The 14,377-nt window shown below is 68.3% G+C and carries 11 protein-coding genes; 9 read left to right on the forward strand and 2 right to left on the reverse strand.

The window, feature by feature from the left end; all coding sequences use genetic code 11:
• Positions 1-46: 46 nt before the first annotated feature.
• Positions 47-2,842 carry a beta-glucosidase family protein gene (locus tag VN11_RS13085; protein ID WP_080374935.1) on the reverse strand — a complete coding sequence of 932 codons (2,796 nt, stop codon included), beginning with the start codon at positions 2,840-2,842 and terminating at the stop codon, positions 47-49.
• Positions 2,843-3,180: 338 nt separating this feature from the next.
• Between VN11_RS13085 and VN11_RS13090 the strand changes: the two genes are divergently transcribed.
• Together VN11_RS13090 and VN11_RS13095 are read left to right on the forward strand one after the other, a co-directional pair.
• Positions 3,181-3,615, forward strand: coding sequence for a VOC family protein (locus VN11_RS13090; protein ID WP_040007487.1), 435 nt, complete (start codon positions 3,181-3,183; stop codon positions 3,613-3,615).
• Between the two features lie 287 nt (positions 3,616-3,902).
• Complete coding sequence (locus VN11_RS13095) at positions 3,903-4,607, forward strand: AraC family transcriptional regulator (RefSeq protein WP_053450055.1); 705 nt, start codon at positions 3,903-3,905, stop codon at positions 4,605-4,607.
• Between the two features lie 9 nt (positions 4,608-4,616).
• Here VN11_RS13095 and VN11_RS13100 read toward each other — a convergent pair whose 3' ends face one another.
• Positions 4,617-5,507, reverse strand: coding sequence for a sterol desaturase family protein (locus VN11_RS13100; protein WP_053451336.1), 891 nt, complete (start codon positions 5,505-5,507; stop codon positions 4,617-4,619).
• A 176-nt stretch (positions 5,508-5,683) separates the two neighbouring features.
• Here VN11_RS13100 and VN11_RS13105 point away from each other — a divergent pair, with 176 nt between their 5' ends.
• The 7 genes from VN11_RS13105 to VN11_RS13135 all read left to right on the forward strand — a co-directional run bounded on the left by VN11_RS13105 (position 5,684) and on the right by VN11_RS13135 (position 14,370).
• Positions 5,684-6,589: a LysR family transcriptional regulator gene (locus VN11_RS13105; RefSeq protein WP_053450056.1), complete on the forward strand. Its 906-nt coding sequence runs from the start codon at positions 5,684-5,686 to the stop codon at positions 6,587-6,589.
• A gap of 92 nt (positions 6,590-6,681) precedes the next feature.
• The gene (locus tag VN11_RS13110) at positions 6,682-7,332 is read left to right on the forward strand and encodes a DsbA family oxidoreductase (protein ID WP_053450057.1); all 651 of its coding nucleotides are present in this window, start codon (positions 6,682-6,684) and stop codon (positions 7,330-7,332) included.
• A gap of 33 nt (positions 7,333-7,365) precedes the next feature.
• A complete protein-coding gene (locus tag VN11_RS13115) occupies positions 7,366-8,373 on the forward strand; it encodes a cyclase family protein (protein WP_006452003.1) in 1,008 nt (335 codons plus the stop codon).
• A gap of 258 nt (positions 8,374-8,631) precedes the next feature.
• A complete protein-coding gene (gene imuA / locus VN11_RS13120; RefSeq protein ID WP_049456042.1) occupies positions 8,632-9,246 on the forward strand; it encodes a translesion DNA synthesis-associated protein ImuA in 615 nt (204 codons plus the stop codon).
• 9 nt (positions 9,247-9,255) lie between these two features.
• On the forward strand, positions 9,256-10,665 hold the full coding sequence (locus VN11_RS13125) for a Y-family DNA polymerase (protein WP_053450058.1): 1,410 nt from the start codon (positions 9,256-9,258) through the stop codon (positions 10,663-10,665).
• A 6-nt stretch (positions 10,666-10,671) separates the two neighbouring features.
• Positions 10,672-13,782, forward strand: coding sequence for an error-prone DNA polymerase (locus VN11_RS13130; RefSeq protein WP_053450059.1), 3,111 nt, complete (start codon positions 10,672-10,674; stop codon positions 13,780-13,782).
• Positions 13,783-13,863: 81 nt separating this feature from the next.
• Positions 13,864-14,370 carry a hypothetical protein gene (locus VN11_RS13135; RefSeq protein ID WP_006461333.1) on the forward strand — a complete coding sequence of 169 codons (507 nt, stop codon included), beginning with the start codon at positions 13,864-13,866 and terminating at the stop codon, positions 14,368-14,370.
• Positions 14,371-14,377 lie beyond the last annotated feature (7 nt).

Below are 14,377 nucleotides of genomic sequence, written 5' to 3' on the forward strand. Positions count from 1 at the left end.
TCCCCTTTTTCAGACACGGCCCGTTGCGGGGCCGTGTCCTCAGGCATCAGCGCAGCAGCTGCTCAACCAGCTGTACGTCCACGCTCTGCAACGGCTCGGCGGCGTTGCGCGACAGCTGCACCTGGTAGGTGCCGCCGTCGATCTTCCACTGGCGCGCCTGTGCATCGTAATGGGCCAGGGTCTTCGGCTCGGCCTCGATGCGGATGCGGCGCTGTTCGCCCGGCTGCAGGTTCACCTTGTCATAGCCGATCAGGCGGATCGGCGTGGTGCTGCCGGCCGGCAGCTTCAGGTACAGCTGGGCCACATCGGCACCGGCGCGCTTGCCGGTGTTGCGGATGTCGACGCTGGCGACCAGGCGCGAGCCTTCCACGCTTACCTTCAGGTTTTCATAGGCGAAGGTGGTGTAGGACAGGCCGTGGCCGAAGGCGAAGGTCGGGGTCAGGCCCTTGGCCGCCATCCACTTGTAGCCGACGTTGGCACCTTCGATATCGAAATCGAACACATCACCGAACGGCTTGGCCGGCTTGAAGCCCAGGCCGTCGATGTGCGGGCGCGGCAGCTGCGATTCGTCCACCACCCAGGTCACCGGCAAGCGGCCGGACGGATTGACCTGGCCGGTCAGCAGCGCGGCAATGCCTTCGCCACCGCGGATGCCCGGATACCACGCCTGCAGCATCGCCGGCACCTGTGCCAGCCACGGCGTGCGCACCGGGCCGTTGGTTTCCAGCACCAGCACGGTCTTCGGGTTGGCCTTGGCCACGGCCGAGATCAGGGCGTCCTGGTTGTCGGGAAGCTGCATGTCCGGCAGGTCCACCGATTCTGCCGCCCACTGGGTGGCGAACACGATGGCGACGTCGGCCTGCGCGGCAGCCTTGGCTGCAGCGGCGGCATTGCTGCCGTCCACATACTCGATGGTTGCATCCGGACGTGCAGCGTGCAGCGATTCCAGCGGCGAGGACGGGTGGAAGATCACCGGGCCCGGCCAGGTGGTCGGCAGCACGCCCGGCACCGCATTGGTGCCCTTGGCGGTCACGCCCACCATCGACGAACCGCCGCCACCGATCACGCCCTTGTCGGCATGGCCACCGATGATGACGATGCGCTTCACGCTGTCGGCCAGCGGCAGCAGGTTACCCTCATTGCGCAGCAGCACGCTGCCCTCCTCCACGGTGCGCTGGGCAACGGCGAAGCCAGCCTCGGCATCCACCTTCTGGTGCTGCGGCGGGTTGTCGAAGTTGCCGTGCAGGAACATCGTGCGCAGGATGCGCGCCACCATGTCGTTCAGGCGCGCCTGCGGCACTACGCCACCGTGCACGGCCAGGCGCAGCGGTTCGTCGAAGAACACCGCCGCATCGAACACTTCACCGGCCGACTGCTGGTCCAGGCCGGCCAGCGCCGCCTTCGAGCCACTGTGCACGCCACCCCAGTCGGACATCACGAAACCGGGGAACTTCCATTCCTGCTTCAGCACCTGGTTCATCAGGTAACCGTTCTCGCAGCCGTAGGTGCCATTGATCTTGTTGTACGAACACATCGCCACGCCCGGGCGGCCTGCCTCCAGCGCGATCTCGAAGGCGAGCAGGTCCGACTCGTGCATGGCCTGCTCGCCGATGCGCACGTCGTGGAAGTTGCGGCGGGTCTCCATGTCGTTCAGCGCGAAGTGCTTCATCGAGGAGATCACGTGCTGGCTCTGTACGCCCTGGATCAGCGCGCCGACCATCGAACCGGCCAGCAGCGGGTCTTCACCGGCATACTCGAAATTGCGACCATTGCGCGGGTCGCGCTGCAGGTTGACGCTGCCCGACAGCAGGATGTTGAAACGCTGCTGCCAGGCCTCGCGGCCCATGGTCGCGCCGCCGGCAAAGGCCACTTCGCGGTTCCAGCTGGACGCAGTGGACGGGCCCGACGGCATCGCGGTGGCGAAGTCGCCCGGACGGATGCCACCCGGATTGGTCACGCCGACGCCGGCATCGGCCGACTGCTGCGAGGGAATGCCCAGGCGCGGCACCGCCGGGACGAAGCCGGCCGAACCGACCGCGCCTTCCGGCAGCGGGCCACCGTCCTTGCCCAGCCCGAAGTAGCTGTGCAGCATCTGGAACTTCTCATCCTCGGTCATCGCCTTCAGCAGCAGCGCAGCACGTGCGTCGGCGTTGAGGGTGGTGTCCATCCACGGCGTGTCGCCATGCGTGTCGGCGGCATAGGCCAGGGTCAGCAGCGTGGCACGCAGGCTGCTGCCTTCCACCTTGAACGGCGCACTGCTGGCAGCCTGGAAGCCATCGCTGAAGTAGCTGGCGTCTGCTTCCAGTGCGACACGCGCCGGATCGAAGCCGGCCGCCGTGGCCGATTCGCCAGCCACGGCACCGAGCAGCACCGCCGGCGCACCCAGCCGCGAGCGCGTGACCAGCGCCGGCAGCTGGGCCGCGCCTGCACCGGCATCGGTATAGACCGCGACGGTGTGGCGGCCATCGTCCAGGCGCAGGTAGTTCAGGCCCGGCTGGTCGGGGCCGGACTCAGCGGCGATCGGCAGCCGGGTCAGCACGGCCTGGCCGCGCTGGGTCTGGCCATCGTCCTTGCCCGCAGCAATGAAGCGGTACTCGTAGCCCAGCCCATCGGCCAGCACCTGCAGCGGATCGACCTGGCCGATGCCGCGCTGCACCTGGCGCACGCTCACCGCGTCCACCTTCAGGCTCTTCAGCTGCGCAGCCAGCGCCGGCATTGCTTCGGCGCCGGGCGCCTGTTCCAGGGTCAACACGGTGAACGCCGCAGGGTCGGCCCAGGCCGGGGCGGCGAGCGCAGCAGACAGGGCGAGGGAGAGGGCAAGCGGCTTTGTAAACGTTTTCATCGGCAGGCGTAATTCCGTTGCCAAGGCAATCGGTCCAGGGAAAGTGCCGCCGAAGGGTGCAGCGTTCATGCCGCGCAGGGGTTGCCAGGCAACGTCCCGCAGGCCGAAGGACGGGCCGGTCTGCGCGCGGGACCCTCCTCCCGGCGTGACAACCTGCCTGTCCGGGCCGCGCAGGGCGACCCAATCATGTGAAGATTGTGCGAGGGCGTTCACACCTGTCAACAGGACCTAAGTCACAGGGGCAACCTGGCCGCCGGTTATCAGGCCATCACCGGCAGTCATCAGCAGGCCGCACGGGGCTGCCGATAATGGGGCGTCACCGGCCCTGAACCCCGCCCATGAACATACACCGCGACTTCGATCATCTCTGGCGCGACCGCTGTGATACCTCGAGCCAACGCAGCCCACGCGTGTTGATCCGGGTGTTCGTGGCCCCGGGCCAGCTGGAGCAGAGCGTGGCTTTCTACGAGCAGTTGCAGGGCGTCGTGGCCGATGCGGGCTTCCCGTTTCCCGATGCCGGCCTGCGCCTGGCGATGGTCGGAGCCTTCCTGCTGATCGAAGGGTGCGAGGAAGCGCTGGCCCCCTTCACTTCGACCACCGGGACGCTGCTGGTCGATGACGTGCGGCCTTATCACGACCGACTGGTCGCGGCGGGGGCCGAAATCATCTTCCCGCTGCAGGTGGTGCCGACCGGCGCGGCGTTCAATGCAGTGCATCCCGATGGCACGGTGGTCGAGTACGTGCATCACCGCCCCGACCCGCACGGGCGCTGAGGGTACGCACGGCCGGGCTGCGCCCGGCACCCGCCGAGGCAACGGCCAATGCAACAGCAGAAGCAAAAGATGGGCTCCTGTGGGGTGGCGGGGTGGGTCCGGTTGCGGGGGACGGCGCAAGTACGTCCATGTAGCCTCGGTCGCGCCATCCATGGCGCTCACGCCCCCGCAACCGGACCCACCCCGCCTTCGACAATTCGCCGCAATCTGCAGTAGATCCACGCCATGCGTGGATGCTCTTCGATCAATCGTCGAATTAATCGATTTCGATGTAGATTCATCCACGCATGGCGTGGATCTACAATTCCTCCATGTCCTCTCCCGCCCTGCCCTGGAATGGCACGCTGCTGCTGGATGCCCACGTGGCCGTGCTGCAGGGCCATGCCGGTGGCAGCGCTGCGCATGCGCACTACGCCCATCAACTGCTGCTGAGCGACGGTGCAGCGTGGCAGGTCGAGGTTGATGGCGTGCGGCAGCAGGGTCAACGCCTGTGGCTGCCTTCCTTCCAGTCGCATGCCATCCTGTCGGCACCGCAGGACGGTTGCACGGTTTTTCTTGAGCCAGCACATGCCGATCCCACACAGATCCAACGGTATCTGCACGCCCTGCCGGGCAACGCGGTGGCACTGCAGGACTGGCTGCCACGACTGAGCCGTCCGCAGCCGCTGGATCGACGCGTGCAGGCGGCACTGGCCCGTATCACCCACTACCTGCCTGGCCCGGTGCCGGCCGCCGATATCGCCGAAGCGGCCCACCTGTCGACCAGCCAGTTGCATCGGCGCTTCCAATCAGACCTGTCGGTGACCCTGCGCGGCTGGGTGCTGTGGCAACGGCTGCGCAATGCGCTCGCGCATCATCTGCGTGGACACAGCCTGACCGACAGCGCCCACGCGGCCGGGTTCGCCGACCTGGCCCATCTGTCACGCAACCTGCACCGCATGTTCGGCATCGGTGCCGCGCAGTTGCAGGGCCTGCAGCTGCGCGCGACCTGACATGCGGGATCATCCGCGCCTGCGCAACCCTTCGGGCAGCTCCGGTACCTCGCCATGCGGCAGTTCGCGGAACGGCGCCAGCAGCTGCCCGGGATAATCGCGCGGATAGTCCGGCTGGCTGCCGATGCCCAGATCGCGTTGCCGTAGCCGATAGCCCGGTGCATCGAAGGCGGTTCCCAGCAGGTGATCCCATACGGTCAGGAACAGGCCGAAGTTGACGTCGCCGGCGGTGCCGTAGCGCATGTGGTGGAAACGGTGCAGCGGCGCCCACGCCATCACCCGGCCGAGCACACCGGGGCGCATGTCCACGTTGGAATGCTGCAACAGCAGCTGGATGGCAATGGCGAATGCCAGCACCGCCGCCACCGGCATCGGCAGGCCCAGCACCAGCAGCGGCAGCACGCCGCCCACTGCTTCGGCCGCCTGGTGCAGCGGATGCTTCATCAGGCCGTTGAAGCCGTACATGCGGGTGACGCTGTGATGCACCGCATGCAGCCGCCACAGCCAGCCGATGCGGTGGCTGGCGTAGTGCACCAGGGTGATGCCGAGATCGGCGCAGACGATGGCCAGCAGCACCTGCAGCGCGAAGGGCCACTGCACCGGCCAGGCCTGCCATGGAATGATCGCCGCCAACAGCGGCACCGCGGCGATCGATAGCAGGTTCAGGCTTTCGTTGACCAGCGCATGCAGGGTGTCACGCAGGCGGTCGCCCTGGTCGTGGTTGAACGCAGGGTCGTAGGGCCAGGCGCGTTCAGCGCCGAACGAAACCGCGATGGCGACCAGCAGCAAGGCCAGCAGCCACAGCGGATCACCATGCAGGTGGCCCACCCAGGCGATGGCGGTGGCAACGAACCCGAGCAGGAACAACGGGGCATACAGGCGGAGGATCCAGTGCTTCATGGGCAACCCGAAACGTGAGGGGCCTGCATGCTGGCGCGATGCGACGGTTGCCGGCTTGAACAAACGGCGCAACCCGCCACGCGCCTGCTGGATGCCCGCCCTGGTCGGCACCGTCATTCCAGCACCCACGCCTGGCGTGGATCTACAATGGCGCCCTCATCGCGCCCGGGACCGGCATGGACTCCTTCAACCTGATGCGTGCCTTCCGCCGCATCGTCGAACGCGGCGGCCTGGCCCGTGCCGCCGAAGACCTGGGCATGTCGCCGGCCGGGCTGAGCAAGCAGCTGCGCATGCTGGAAACCCACCTGGGCGTGGTGCTGCTGCAGCGGACCACGCGCCGCATGAGCCTGACCGAAACCGGCCATGCCTATTACCGTGAGTGCTGCCGCCTGCTCGACGAGCTGGACGCGCTGGAACGTGGCATCGCCGAACAGCGTGGCGAAGTGGCCGGGCGCCTGCGCGTCAATGCGCCGCAGTCGTTCGCGCTGAGCACGCTGTCGCCGCTGCTGCCGCGTTTCCTGCAGCAGCATCCGCAGCTGTCGCTGGACCTGGTGATGGAAGACCGCCTGCTCGATGCGGTCGGCGAAGGCTTCGATGTGTCGCTGCGGCTGCGCGCCGAGCTGGACGACTCGCGACTGGTGGCGCGCCGGCTGGCCTCGCTGCAGCAGGTGCTGTGCGCGGCCCCGTCCTACCTGCAACAGCATCCGGCACCGCAGGCGGTGGACGATCTGCAGGCGCACAGCGTGCTGGCCTACAGCCTGTCCGACTCACCCGGCAGCTGGCCGCTGCTCGGCCCCGATGGCCAGGTGACGATCACCCTGCCGGCACGCGTCACCGTCAACAACAGCCTGCTGCTGCGCGATCTGCTGGTGGCCGGCATGGGCATCGGCGCCCTGCCCTCGTTCCTTGCAGCGCCGTCACTGGCCCGCGGCGAACTGCAGCAGGTGCTGCCCGACCACCGCTATCCACCGCGCTTCGTGCATGCGGTCTACCCCACCTCGCGCCACCTGCAGCCCAAGGTGCGTGCCTTCATCGATTTCCTGCACGCCGAGCTGCCCGCCTGCGCCGGCCTGGATTCGTAACCGCCAGCGAAAACTGAGCTGCCCGTGGCGTGCTGTTTCAGCCACGCCGCGCTGCCTACTCTGCCGCCTCCCCTCTCACCGATGGCAGGCCGATGTCTTCCGTTTCTTCCCCCACCGCTGCAGCGCCAGTGGTCGATTTCTTCCACGACGTGGTGTGCGGCTGGTGCTTCGTGCTGGCCCCGCGCCTGCAGCAGGTCTCGGCCGAGTTCGGCATCCAGGTGCGCCACCGCAGCTTCGTGCTGCAGGACTCGCGCGCACAGATGGTCGAGGTATTCGGCTCGATGGAGCGCGCCAAGGCGATCATCCTGCGCCACTGGACCGACTGCGCCGCGCATGAAGACAGCGCGCGCATCGATATCGAAGGCATGCGTGCACAGGACTTCGAATATCCCTCCGGCTGGCTGGGCGCATTGGCCTGCCAGGCCGCCGGCATGCTTGGCGGCAATGAGGCCCACGGCGTGATGTTCGATGCCGTGCAGTGGGCGCACCTGCACCAGCACCGCAACATCGGCGATGCCGAAGTGCTGCTGGACATCGCCGAAGCGCTCGGCCACCCGCGTGGTGCCTTCGCTGACCACATGCGCAGCGACGCAGTACGCCAGCGCGTGCAGGCCGACCGCGCCGAAGCCGCTGCGCTCGGCATCCGTTCCATTCCCACCGTGATCGGCGGCAACGGCCTGCGCCTGCAGACCCTGCCGCTGCCGCACCTGCGCCAGGCCCTGGCGCCGCTGGTCGCGGCCTGAGCCGCACCATTCCCCCCTGCAAGGAGATTCCCCATGACCCCACGTACCCTGGCCACCGCATTGGCCCTGCTGCTGGCCGGCACCGCTGCTTCCACCTCGGTGACCGCGCACGAACGCGTTCCTTCCGGCCAGCAGGTCGGCACCAGCCCCTGGGGGCCGAAGGACGAGATCGGCCGCCTCAACCTGATCACCGAGGCGTCGCGCGCAGCGATCCTGTCGCGGGTCAGCGGCGGCAAGGCCTATGACCTGGCCACCGAGTACTACGTCGGCATGCCCAGCTGGCAGGACGCCGGCGACCCGCACTACCAGTTCTGGATGACCCACACCCCGCGCGGCACGGTGATGGACGACCCGATGGGCGTGGGCGAGACCATGAACCTCACCCGCAGCTACACCGGCACGGCGTTCTCGATGTACAGCCACACCGGCACCCACATCGATGCGCTGAACCACTTCGGTATCCACGGAAAGATCTGGAACGGCTTCGAGGCCGACAAGCACCTCGGCGATCGTGGCTGGAATGTCACCGGCATCGAGAAATTCCCGCCGCTGATCGCGCGTGGCGTACTGATCGACGTGGCCGGTGCCAAGGGCGTGGACATGCTGCCGGACAGCTACCGCGTCACCCGCCAGGACCTGAAGGATGCGCTGGCACGCCAGCAGGTGAAGCTGCAGCAGGGTGACATCGTGCTGATCCGCACCGGCCGCATGCGCCTGTTCGAACAGCCCAGGGCGTACATGGCCAACCCGCCGGGCATGGGCCTGGACGCCGCGCGCTTCCTGGTCGAAGACAGCGGCGCGATGATCGTCGGCGCCGACAACCTCAGCTTCGAGACCTTCCCTTCGGAAGTGTCCGATGACTACGTGCCGCTGCACACCTACCTGCTGGCCCAGCAGGGCGCGCCGATCATCGAGCTGGTGGCGCTGGACGAACTGGCCCGCGACAAGGTCTACGAATTCGCCTTCATCGGTGGTCCGTTGAAGATCCGCGGTGGTGATGCCGCGCCGCTGCGCCCGGTGGCGTTGCCGGTCCGCCCTTAACCGGGGCCTGTGGGTGCCGACCTTGGTCGGCATTCCGTCCCATGCCGGGTGGGTGCCGACCTTGGTCGGCACTCCTTTCCCCCTTCAGCAACCTGAAACCCGACCCTCCAATTTCATTAGTAATTATACTTACAACGCGAGTAGCATGTCTGGTCTCAGCCCCTGATACCGGCCTGTCGATACTCGCTCCATGCCCGCCGTTTCCGCCCATTCCTGTCGCCCCCAGCCCGCCCGGCGCCTCCCCTGGAGGACCGGCTGATGGGCGCCGTCGTCGCCCTCGACCGGCTGCTGGATGGCCGCCAGCTGTGGCGCGGCCCGGCCCGCCAAGGGCCCGCCAGCGACCACCTGGCCAGCGGCCACCCGGCACTGGATGCACGCCTGCCCGGCGGTGGCTGGCCGGCCAGCGGGCTGTGCGAGGTGCTGCAGGCAGCACCCGGCGTGGGCGAGCTGGCGCTGGTCTGGCCGGCGCTGGCGAAGTTGAGCCAGCGCGGACGCCCGATCGTGCTGGTCGCGCCCCCCTACCGCCCGCATGCACCGGCCTGGGCGGCGGCCGGGCTGGACCTGGCCCAGCTGCAGATCATCCACGCCGCGCCAAAGCAGGCGCTGTGGGCCACCGAACAATGCCTGCGTTCTGCCGCCTGCGCCGCGGTGCTGTGCTGGCCACAGCAGGCCGACGACCGTGCCCTGCGCCGGCTGCAGGTCGCCGCCGACAGCGGCCAATGCCTGGGCTTCGTGTTCCGCGAGGCGCAGGCAGCGCGCAACCCCTCCCCGGCCAGCCTGCGCCTGCAGCTCGACCACGGCCAGGTGCGGGTACTGAAATGCCGTGGCGGCCTGCCGCCGGCGCAGCCGTTGCCCCTGGCCATCAGCCACTGAGGCCGCGCCGTGAACTGGGCCTGCCTGTTGTTGCCGCAGCTGGCGCTGGACAGCGTGCTGCGCCTGCAACCGGACCCGCAGCGGCCGCTGGTGCTGCTGCAGGGTCCGGCACAACGCCGCGTGCTGCGCGCGGTCAGCCCGGCCGCACGGGCAGCCGGGCTGCGCCCGGGCATGCTGCTGTCGGCCGCGCAGGTGCTGGTGCAGGACATGCACCTGCACGACTACGACCCGAACGCCGAACAGCACACCCGGCAGCTGCTGGCCAGCTGGGCCTATGCCTACAGTTCGCAGGTCAGCCTCGATTTCCCGCATGCGCTGGTGCTGGAGATCGGCGCCAGCCGTGCCCTGTTCGGTGACTGGCTGACCATCGAGAAACGCCTGCGCGGTGAACTGCACGAACTGGGTTTCCGCCATCGCCTGGTGGCCGCGCCCACGCCGCATGCCGCGCGCGTGCTGGCCAACGTGCACGATGGCCTCGGCCTCGATGCGCAGCAGCTGCCGGCGGTACTCGCACAGCTGCCGTTGCCGCGCTGCGGGCTGCCCAGCGAAGCAGTGACCGTGCTGGGCCGCTCCGGCCTGCGCACGCTGGGTGCGGTGCTCGCACTGCCGCGCGACAGCCTGGCCCGGCGCTTCGCACCCGACGTGCTGCAGCAGCTGGACGCGCTGCGCGGCCTGCCCACCGCACCACTGCGCTACTACCAGCCTCCCGACCGTTTCGATGCGCGCATCGAGTTCGAGTACGAGATCGAATCCAGCCAGGCCCTGCTGTTCCCGCTGCGTCGCCTGCTGCTGGACCTCGCCGCCTTCCTCTGCTCGCGCGATGGTGGCGTGCAGCGCTTCGACCTGCATTTCGAGCACGACCTGCTGCCACCCAGCGTGCTGACCATCGGCCTGCTGGCGCCGGAGCGTGATCCCGCGCTGCTGTTCGAAATCGCGCGCAACCGCATGGAAGCCTTCGCCCTGCCCGCCGGCAGCCGCGCACTGCGCCTGCAGGCCGAGCAGCTGCCGCCCTTCGTGCCCGCCGCGCGCGACCTGTTCGATACCCGGCCGGCGCAGGCGATGCCCTGGACCCAGCTGCGCGAGCGCCTGCGTGCGCGGTTGGGCGATGACGCCGTGCAACCACTGGCGGTGCAGGCCGACCATCGCCCCGAACGCGCCAGTGGCACCCAGCCGGCGGTCAAACCACCGTCGTACTGGCCGCTACGCCCGGGCTGGCTGCTGGATACGCCGCAACCGCTGCGTGATCCACGCCTGCGCATCGTCGCCGGGCCTGAGCGGATCGAATCGGGCTGGTGGGACCAGGCCGACGCACGGCGCGACTACTACGTGGTGGAAACCGCACATGGCCAGCGTGGCTGGGCCTTCCGCACACGCAACGATCCGCATGCACCGTGGATGCTGCACGGCTGGTTCGGCTGAGCCGCCATGCACAGTGAACTGCCCGGCTACGCCGAACTGCACTGCCTGTCGGCGTTCAGTTTCCAGCGCGGCGCCTCGATTGCCGAAGAGCTGTTCGCGCGCGCCGCCGGCCAGGGCTACCGGGCGCTGGCGATCACCGACGAGTGCTCGCTGGCCGGCATCGTGCGCGCCTGGCAGGCGGCGAAGACGCATAGCGTGGCACTGATCGTCGGCGCCGAATTCCAGGTCGAGGACGGACCGAAGCTGGCCCTGCTGTGCACCAACCAGGCCGCCTATGCCGGGCTGTGCCAGTTGATCACCACCTGCCGGCGACGCGCGGCCAAGGGCGAATACCGTTGCCTGCGCGACGACCTGCTTGGCCTGCCCGACGGGCTGCTCTGCCTGTGGCTGGACCGGCAGCCGGCCGCCACCGATCTGGAGCTGCTGCGCACCGGCTTCAATGATCGCCTGTGGCTGGCGGTGGAGCTGCATCACGAGCATGACGACGCGCATCGCCTGCAGCAGCTGCAGGCCTTCGGCGAACGCCACCGCCTGCCACTGGTTGCCAGTGGTGATGTGCACATGCACGTGCGCCGCCGGCGTGCGCTGCAGGACACGCTGACCGCGATCCGCCACCGCTGCAGCGTGGCCGAAGCCGGCTGGCGCCTGTTCCCCAACGGCGAGCGCCATCTGCGCCCGCGCACCGCGCTGGCCCAGTTGTACCCGCCCGAACTGCTGGCCGAGACCCTGCGCATCGCCGAACGCTGCCACTTCACCCTGGAGCAGCTGCAGTACACCTACCCGCGCGAACTGGTGCCGGAAGGGCACGACCCGGACAGCTGGCTGCGCGTGCTGGTCGAGCGTGGCATTCCGTGGCGCTGGAAGAACGGCATCGAACCGGCGCAGCGCAAGCAGATCGAACACGAACTGGCGCTGATCCGGCAGAAGAACTACGCCTCCTACTTCCTCACCGTGCAGGACATCGTGCGCTTCGCGCGCAGCCAGGACATCCTCTGCCAGGGCCGTGGCTCGGCGGCCAACTCGGCGGTGTGCTTCGTGCTGGGCGTGACCGAGATCGACCCGGCACGCAGCAATCTGTTGTTCGAGCGTTTCATCTCCGCCGAACGCGACGAACCACCGGATATCGACATCGACTTCGAGCACGAGCGCCGCGAAGAAGTGCTGCAGTACGTGTTCAAGCGCTATGGGCGTGAACGTGCTGCCTTGACTGCAGTGGCGATCAGCTACCGCGGCCGCAGCGCGATCCGCGATGTGGCCCGCGCGCTCGGCCTGCCGATGGACCAGGTCAACGAACTGGGGGCAGCGATGGATCACTGGGGCGGCCACGTGCCGTTGCCGGAGACCCTGCGCGAACGCGGCTTCGATCCGAAGACCCCGCTGATGCGCCGGCTGCTGTCACTGACCGCCGAGCTGATCGACTTCCCACGCCACCTGTCGCAGCACCCGGGCGGCTTCGTGATTTCCGAGCATCCGCTGTCGACCCTGGTGCCGGTCGAGAACGCAGCGATGGCCGACCGCACCGTCATCCAATGGGACAAGGATGACCTGGATGCCACCGGCCTGATGAAGGTCGACTGCCTGGCACTGGGCATGCTCACCGCCATCCGCAAATGCCTGGCGATGCTGCAGCAGCATGGCCTGCACAGTGGGCGCATGGATGCGATTCCCGATGAGGACACACCCACCTACGACATGATCAGCGCCGCCGACACCATCGGCGTGTTCCAGATCGAGTCGCGTGCACAGATGGCGATGCTGCCACGCATGCAGCCGCGCAACTTCTACGACCTGGTGATCGAAGTGGCGATCGTGCGCCCCGGCCCGATCCAGGGCGACATGGTGCACCCCTACCTGGAGCGCCGCCGGCTGCTGCGCGAACAGGGTCCAGAGGCGCTGGACAACCTGGAAGAACCGCTGTACCCGCCGCAGCTGGAGCGCGTGTTCGCGCGCACCCTGGGCGTGCCGCTGTTCCAGGAACAGGTGATGCAGCTGGCGGTGGATGCGGCCAGTTACACCCCGGGCGAGGCCGATGCCCTGCGCCGCTCGATGGCCGCGTGGAAGCGCCGTGGCGGGCTGGAGCCGCATCGCGAGAAGCTGCTGGCGGGGATGTTGAAGAACGGCTTCAGCCGCGAATACGGCGAACACCTGTTCGAGCAGATCAAGGGCTTCGGCGATTACGGCTTTCCGGAAAGCCACGCCGCCAGCTTCGCCCTGCTGACCTATGCCAGCTGCTGGCTGAAGTGCCACCACCCGGCCGCGTTCACCGCCAGCCTGATCAACAGCCAGCCACTGGGCTTCTACAGCCCCGACCAGCTGCTGCAGGACGCGCGCCGGCATGGCATCGGCGTGCTGCCGCTGGACGTGCGCCACAGCGACTGGGACTGCACGCTGGATTTCAGCAAGGGACCGGCCGCGATCCGGCTCGGCCTGCGCCTGGTCGATGGCTGCAACGAACCCGCCGTGCAGGCCATCATGCGAGAACGTGCGCGGCGCCCCTTCGACGACGTGGGCGACCTGTGCCAGCGCACCGCGCTGGACCGTCGCCAACAGGGCCTGCTGGCCGATGCTGGCGCGTTGCGTGGGCTCAGCGGCCATCGCCATCGTGCGCGCTGGGATATCTCCGGCGTTGAAAACCGGCTGCCGCTGTTCGACCACGCCCGCGCCACCGCCGAGGCCCGCGTGCCGTTGCCGCTGCCCAGCACCTGGGAAGACATGCAGGCCGACTACCGCAGTACCGGCACCACGCTTGGCCGCCATCCGATCTCGTTCCTGCGCGCACAGCTGCGCACTCGTGGCTGCCTGGACGCCGCGCAACTGGCGGCTCACGGCCATGGCCGCCGCGTGCGCATTGCCGGCCTGGTACGCATGCGCCAGCGTCCGCAGACCGCCAGTGGCGTGACCTTCCTCACCCTTGAGGACGAAACCGGCATGGTCAACGCGGTGGTCTGGCGGCACCTCGCTGATCGCCAGCACCGGGTGCTGGTTGATACCCAGCTGATGCAGATCGATGGCCGCCTGGAGCGCGTCGATGGCGTGCAGCATGTCATCGTGCAGCGCATGCACTGCCTGGATGAACTACTGCAGGGACTGCGCAGCCACAGCCGCGATTTCCACTGACGATACACAACGTCACACAACGAACTGGCCATTGCCGGTCCGCATCCGCTATCGTCGGCACATCCAAGGAAGGACGACACGATGCCCCGTGCACTGCTGCTGACCACGCTGGTGGTCGCCACCCTCGCCCTGCTGGTGTCCGGCTGGACCGCCTGGAGCCTGCACCGCAGCCAATCGCCACAGCGCATCATCGAAGCACGCGGGCTGGTCATCCACGATGAAAGCGGACAGCCACGGGTGATCCTCGGCGCACCGGTTCCCGATCCTCTCAGCCAGGGTCGCACCCAGGGGCCGCGTGCGACCGCCCTGTCAGGCCTGATCCTGCTCGGCCCGGACGGCTCCGAACGCGGTGGCTATGGCACCAGCGACCGCGGCGGCGAGGCCCTGCTGACCCTGGACGATGCCACCGGCACCACTGAAGTGTTCAAGGTGGTGGCCAACCCGGACCGCGGCGCCAGCCTGATGGTCAAGCACCAGAACAATACCGGCGCCATGCTCACCTCCTGGCAGGGAAAGCCTGAACTGATGTTCGTCGATGACAGCGGCCAGTCCTACTACGTGCGCCCGGGCGCCAACGCCGCGCCCTGATCTGCTT

Source organism: Stenotrophomonas maltophilia (assembly GCF_001274595.1).
Taxonomy (GTDB): Bacteria; Pseudomonadota; Gammaproteobacteria; order Xanthomonadales; family Xanthomonadaceae; genus Stenotrophomonas; species Stenotrophomonas forensis.

Bases quoted from the DNA above. Each gene is read 5' to 3' on its own strand.
- VN11_RS13105 (WP_053450056.1), top strand. From the start codon at position 5,684: ATGGACTCCTTCAACCTGATGCGTGCCTTCCGCCGCATCGTCGAACGC.
- VN11_RS13095 (WP_053450055.1), top strand. From the start codon at position 3,903: ATGGCGTGGATCTACAATTCCTCCATGTCCTCTCCCGCCCTGCCCTGG.
- VN11_RS13100 (WP_053451336.1), bottom strand. From the start codon at position 5,507: ATGAAGCACTGGATCCTCCGCCTGTATGCCCCGTTGTTCCTGCTCGGG.
- imuA (WP_049456042.1), top strand. From the start codon at position 8,632: ATGGGCGCCGTCGTCGCCCTCGACCGGCTGCTGGATGGCCGCCAGCTG.
- VN11_RS13135 (WP_006461333.1), top strand. From the start codon at position 13,864: ATGCCCCGTGCACTGCTGCTGACCACGCTGGTGGTCGCCACCCTCGCC.
- VN11_RS13115 (WP_006452003.1), top strand. From the start codon at position 7,366: ATGACCCCACGTACCCTGGCCACCGCATTGGCCCTGCTGCTGGCCGGC.
- VN11_RS13085 (WP_080374935.1), bottom strand. From the start codon at position 2,842: ATGAAAACGTTTACAAAGCCGCTTGCCCTCTCCCTCGCCCTGTCTGCT.
- VN11_RS13130 (WP_053450059.1), top strand. From the start codon at position 10,672: ATGCACAGTGAACTGCCCGGCTACGCCGAACTGCACTGCCTGTCGGCG.
- VN11_RS13090 (WP_040007487.1), top strand. From the start codon at position 3,181: ATGAACATACACCGCGACTTCGATCATCTCTGGCGCGACCGCTGTGAT.
- VN11_RS13110 (WP_053450057.1), top strand. From the start codon at position 6,682: ATGTCTTCCGTTTCTTCCCCCACCGCTGCAGCGCCAGTGGTCGATTTC.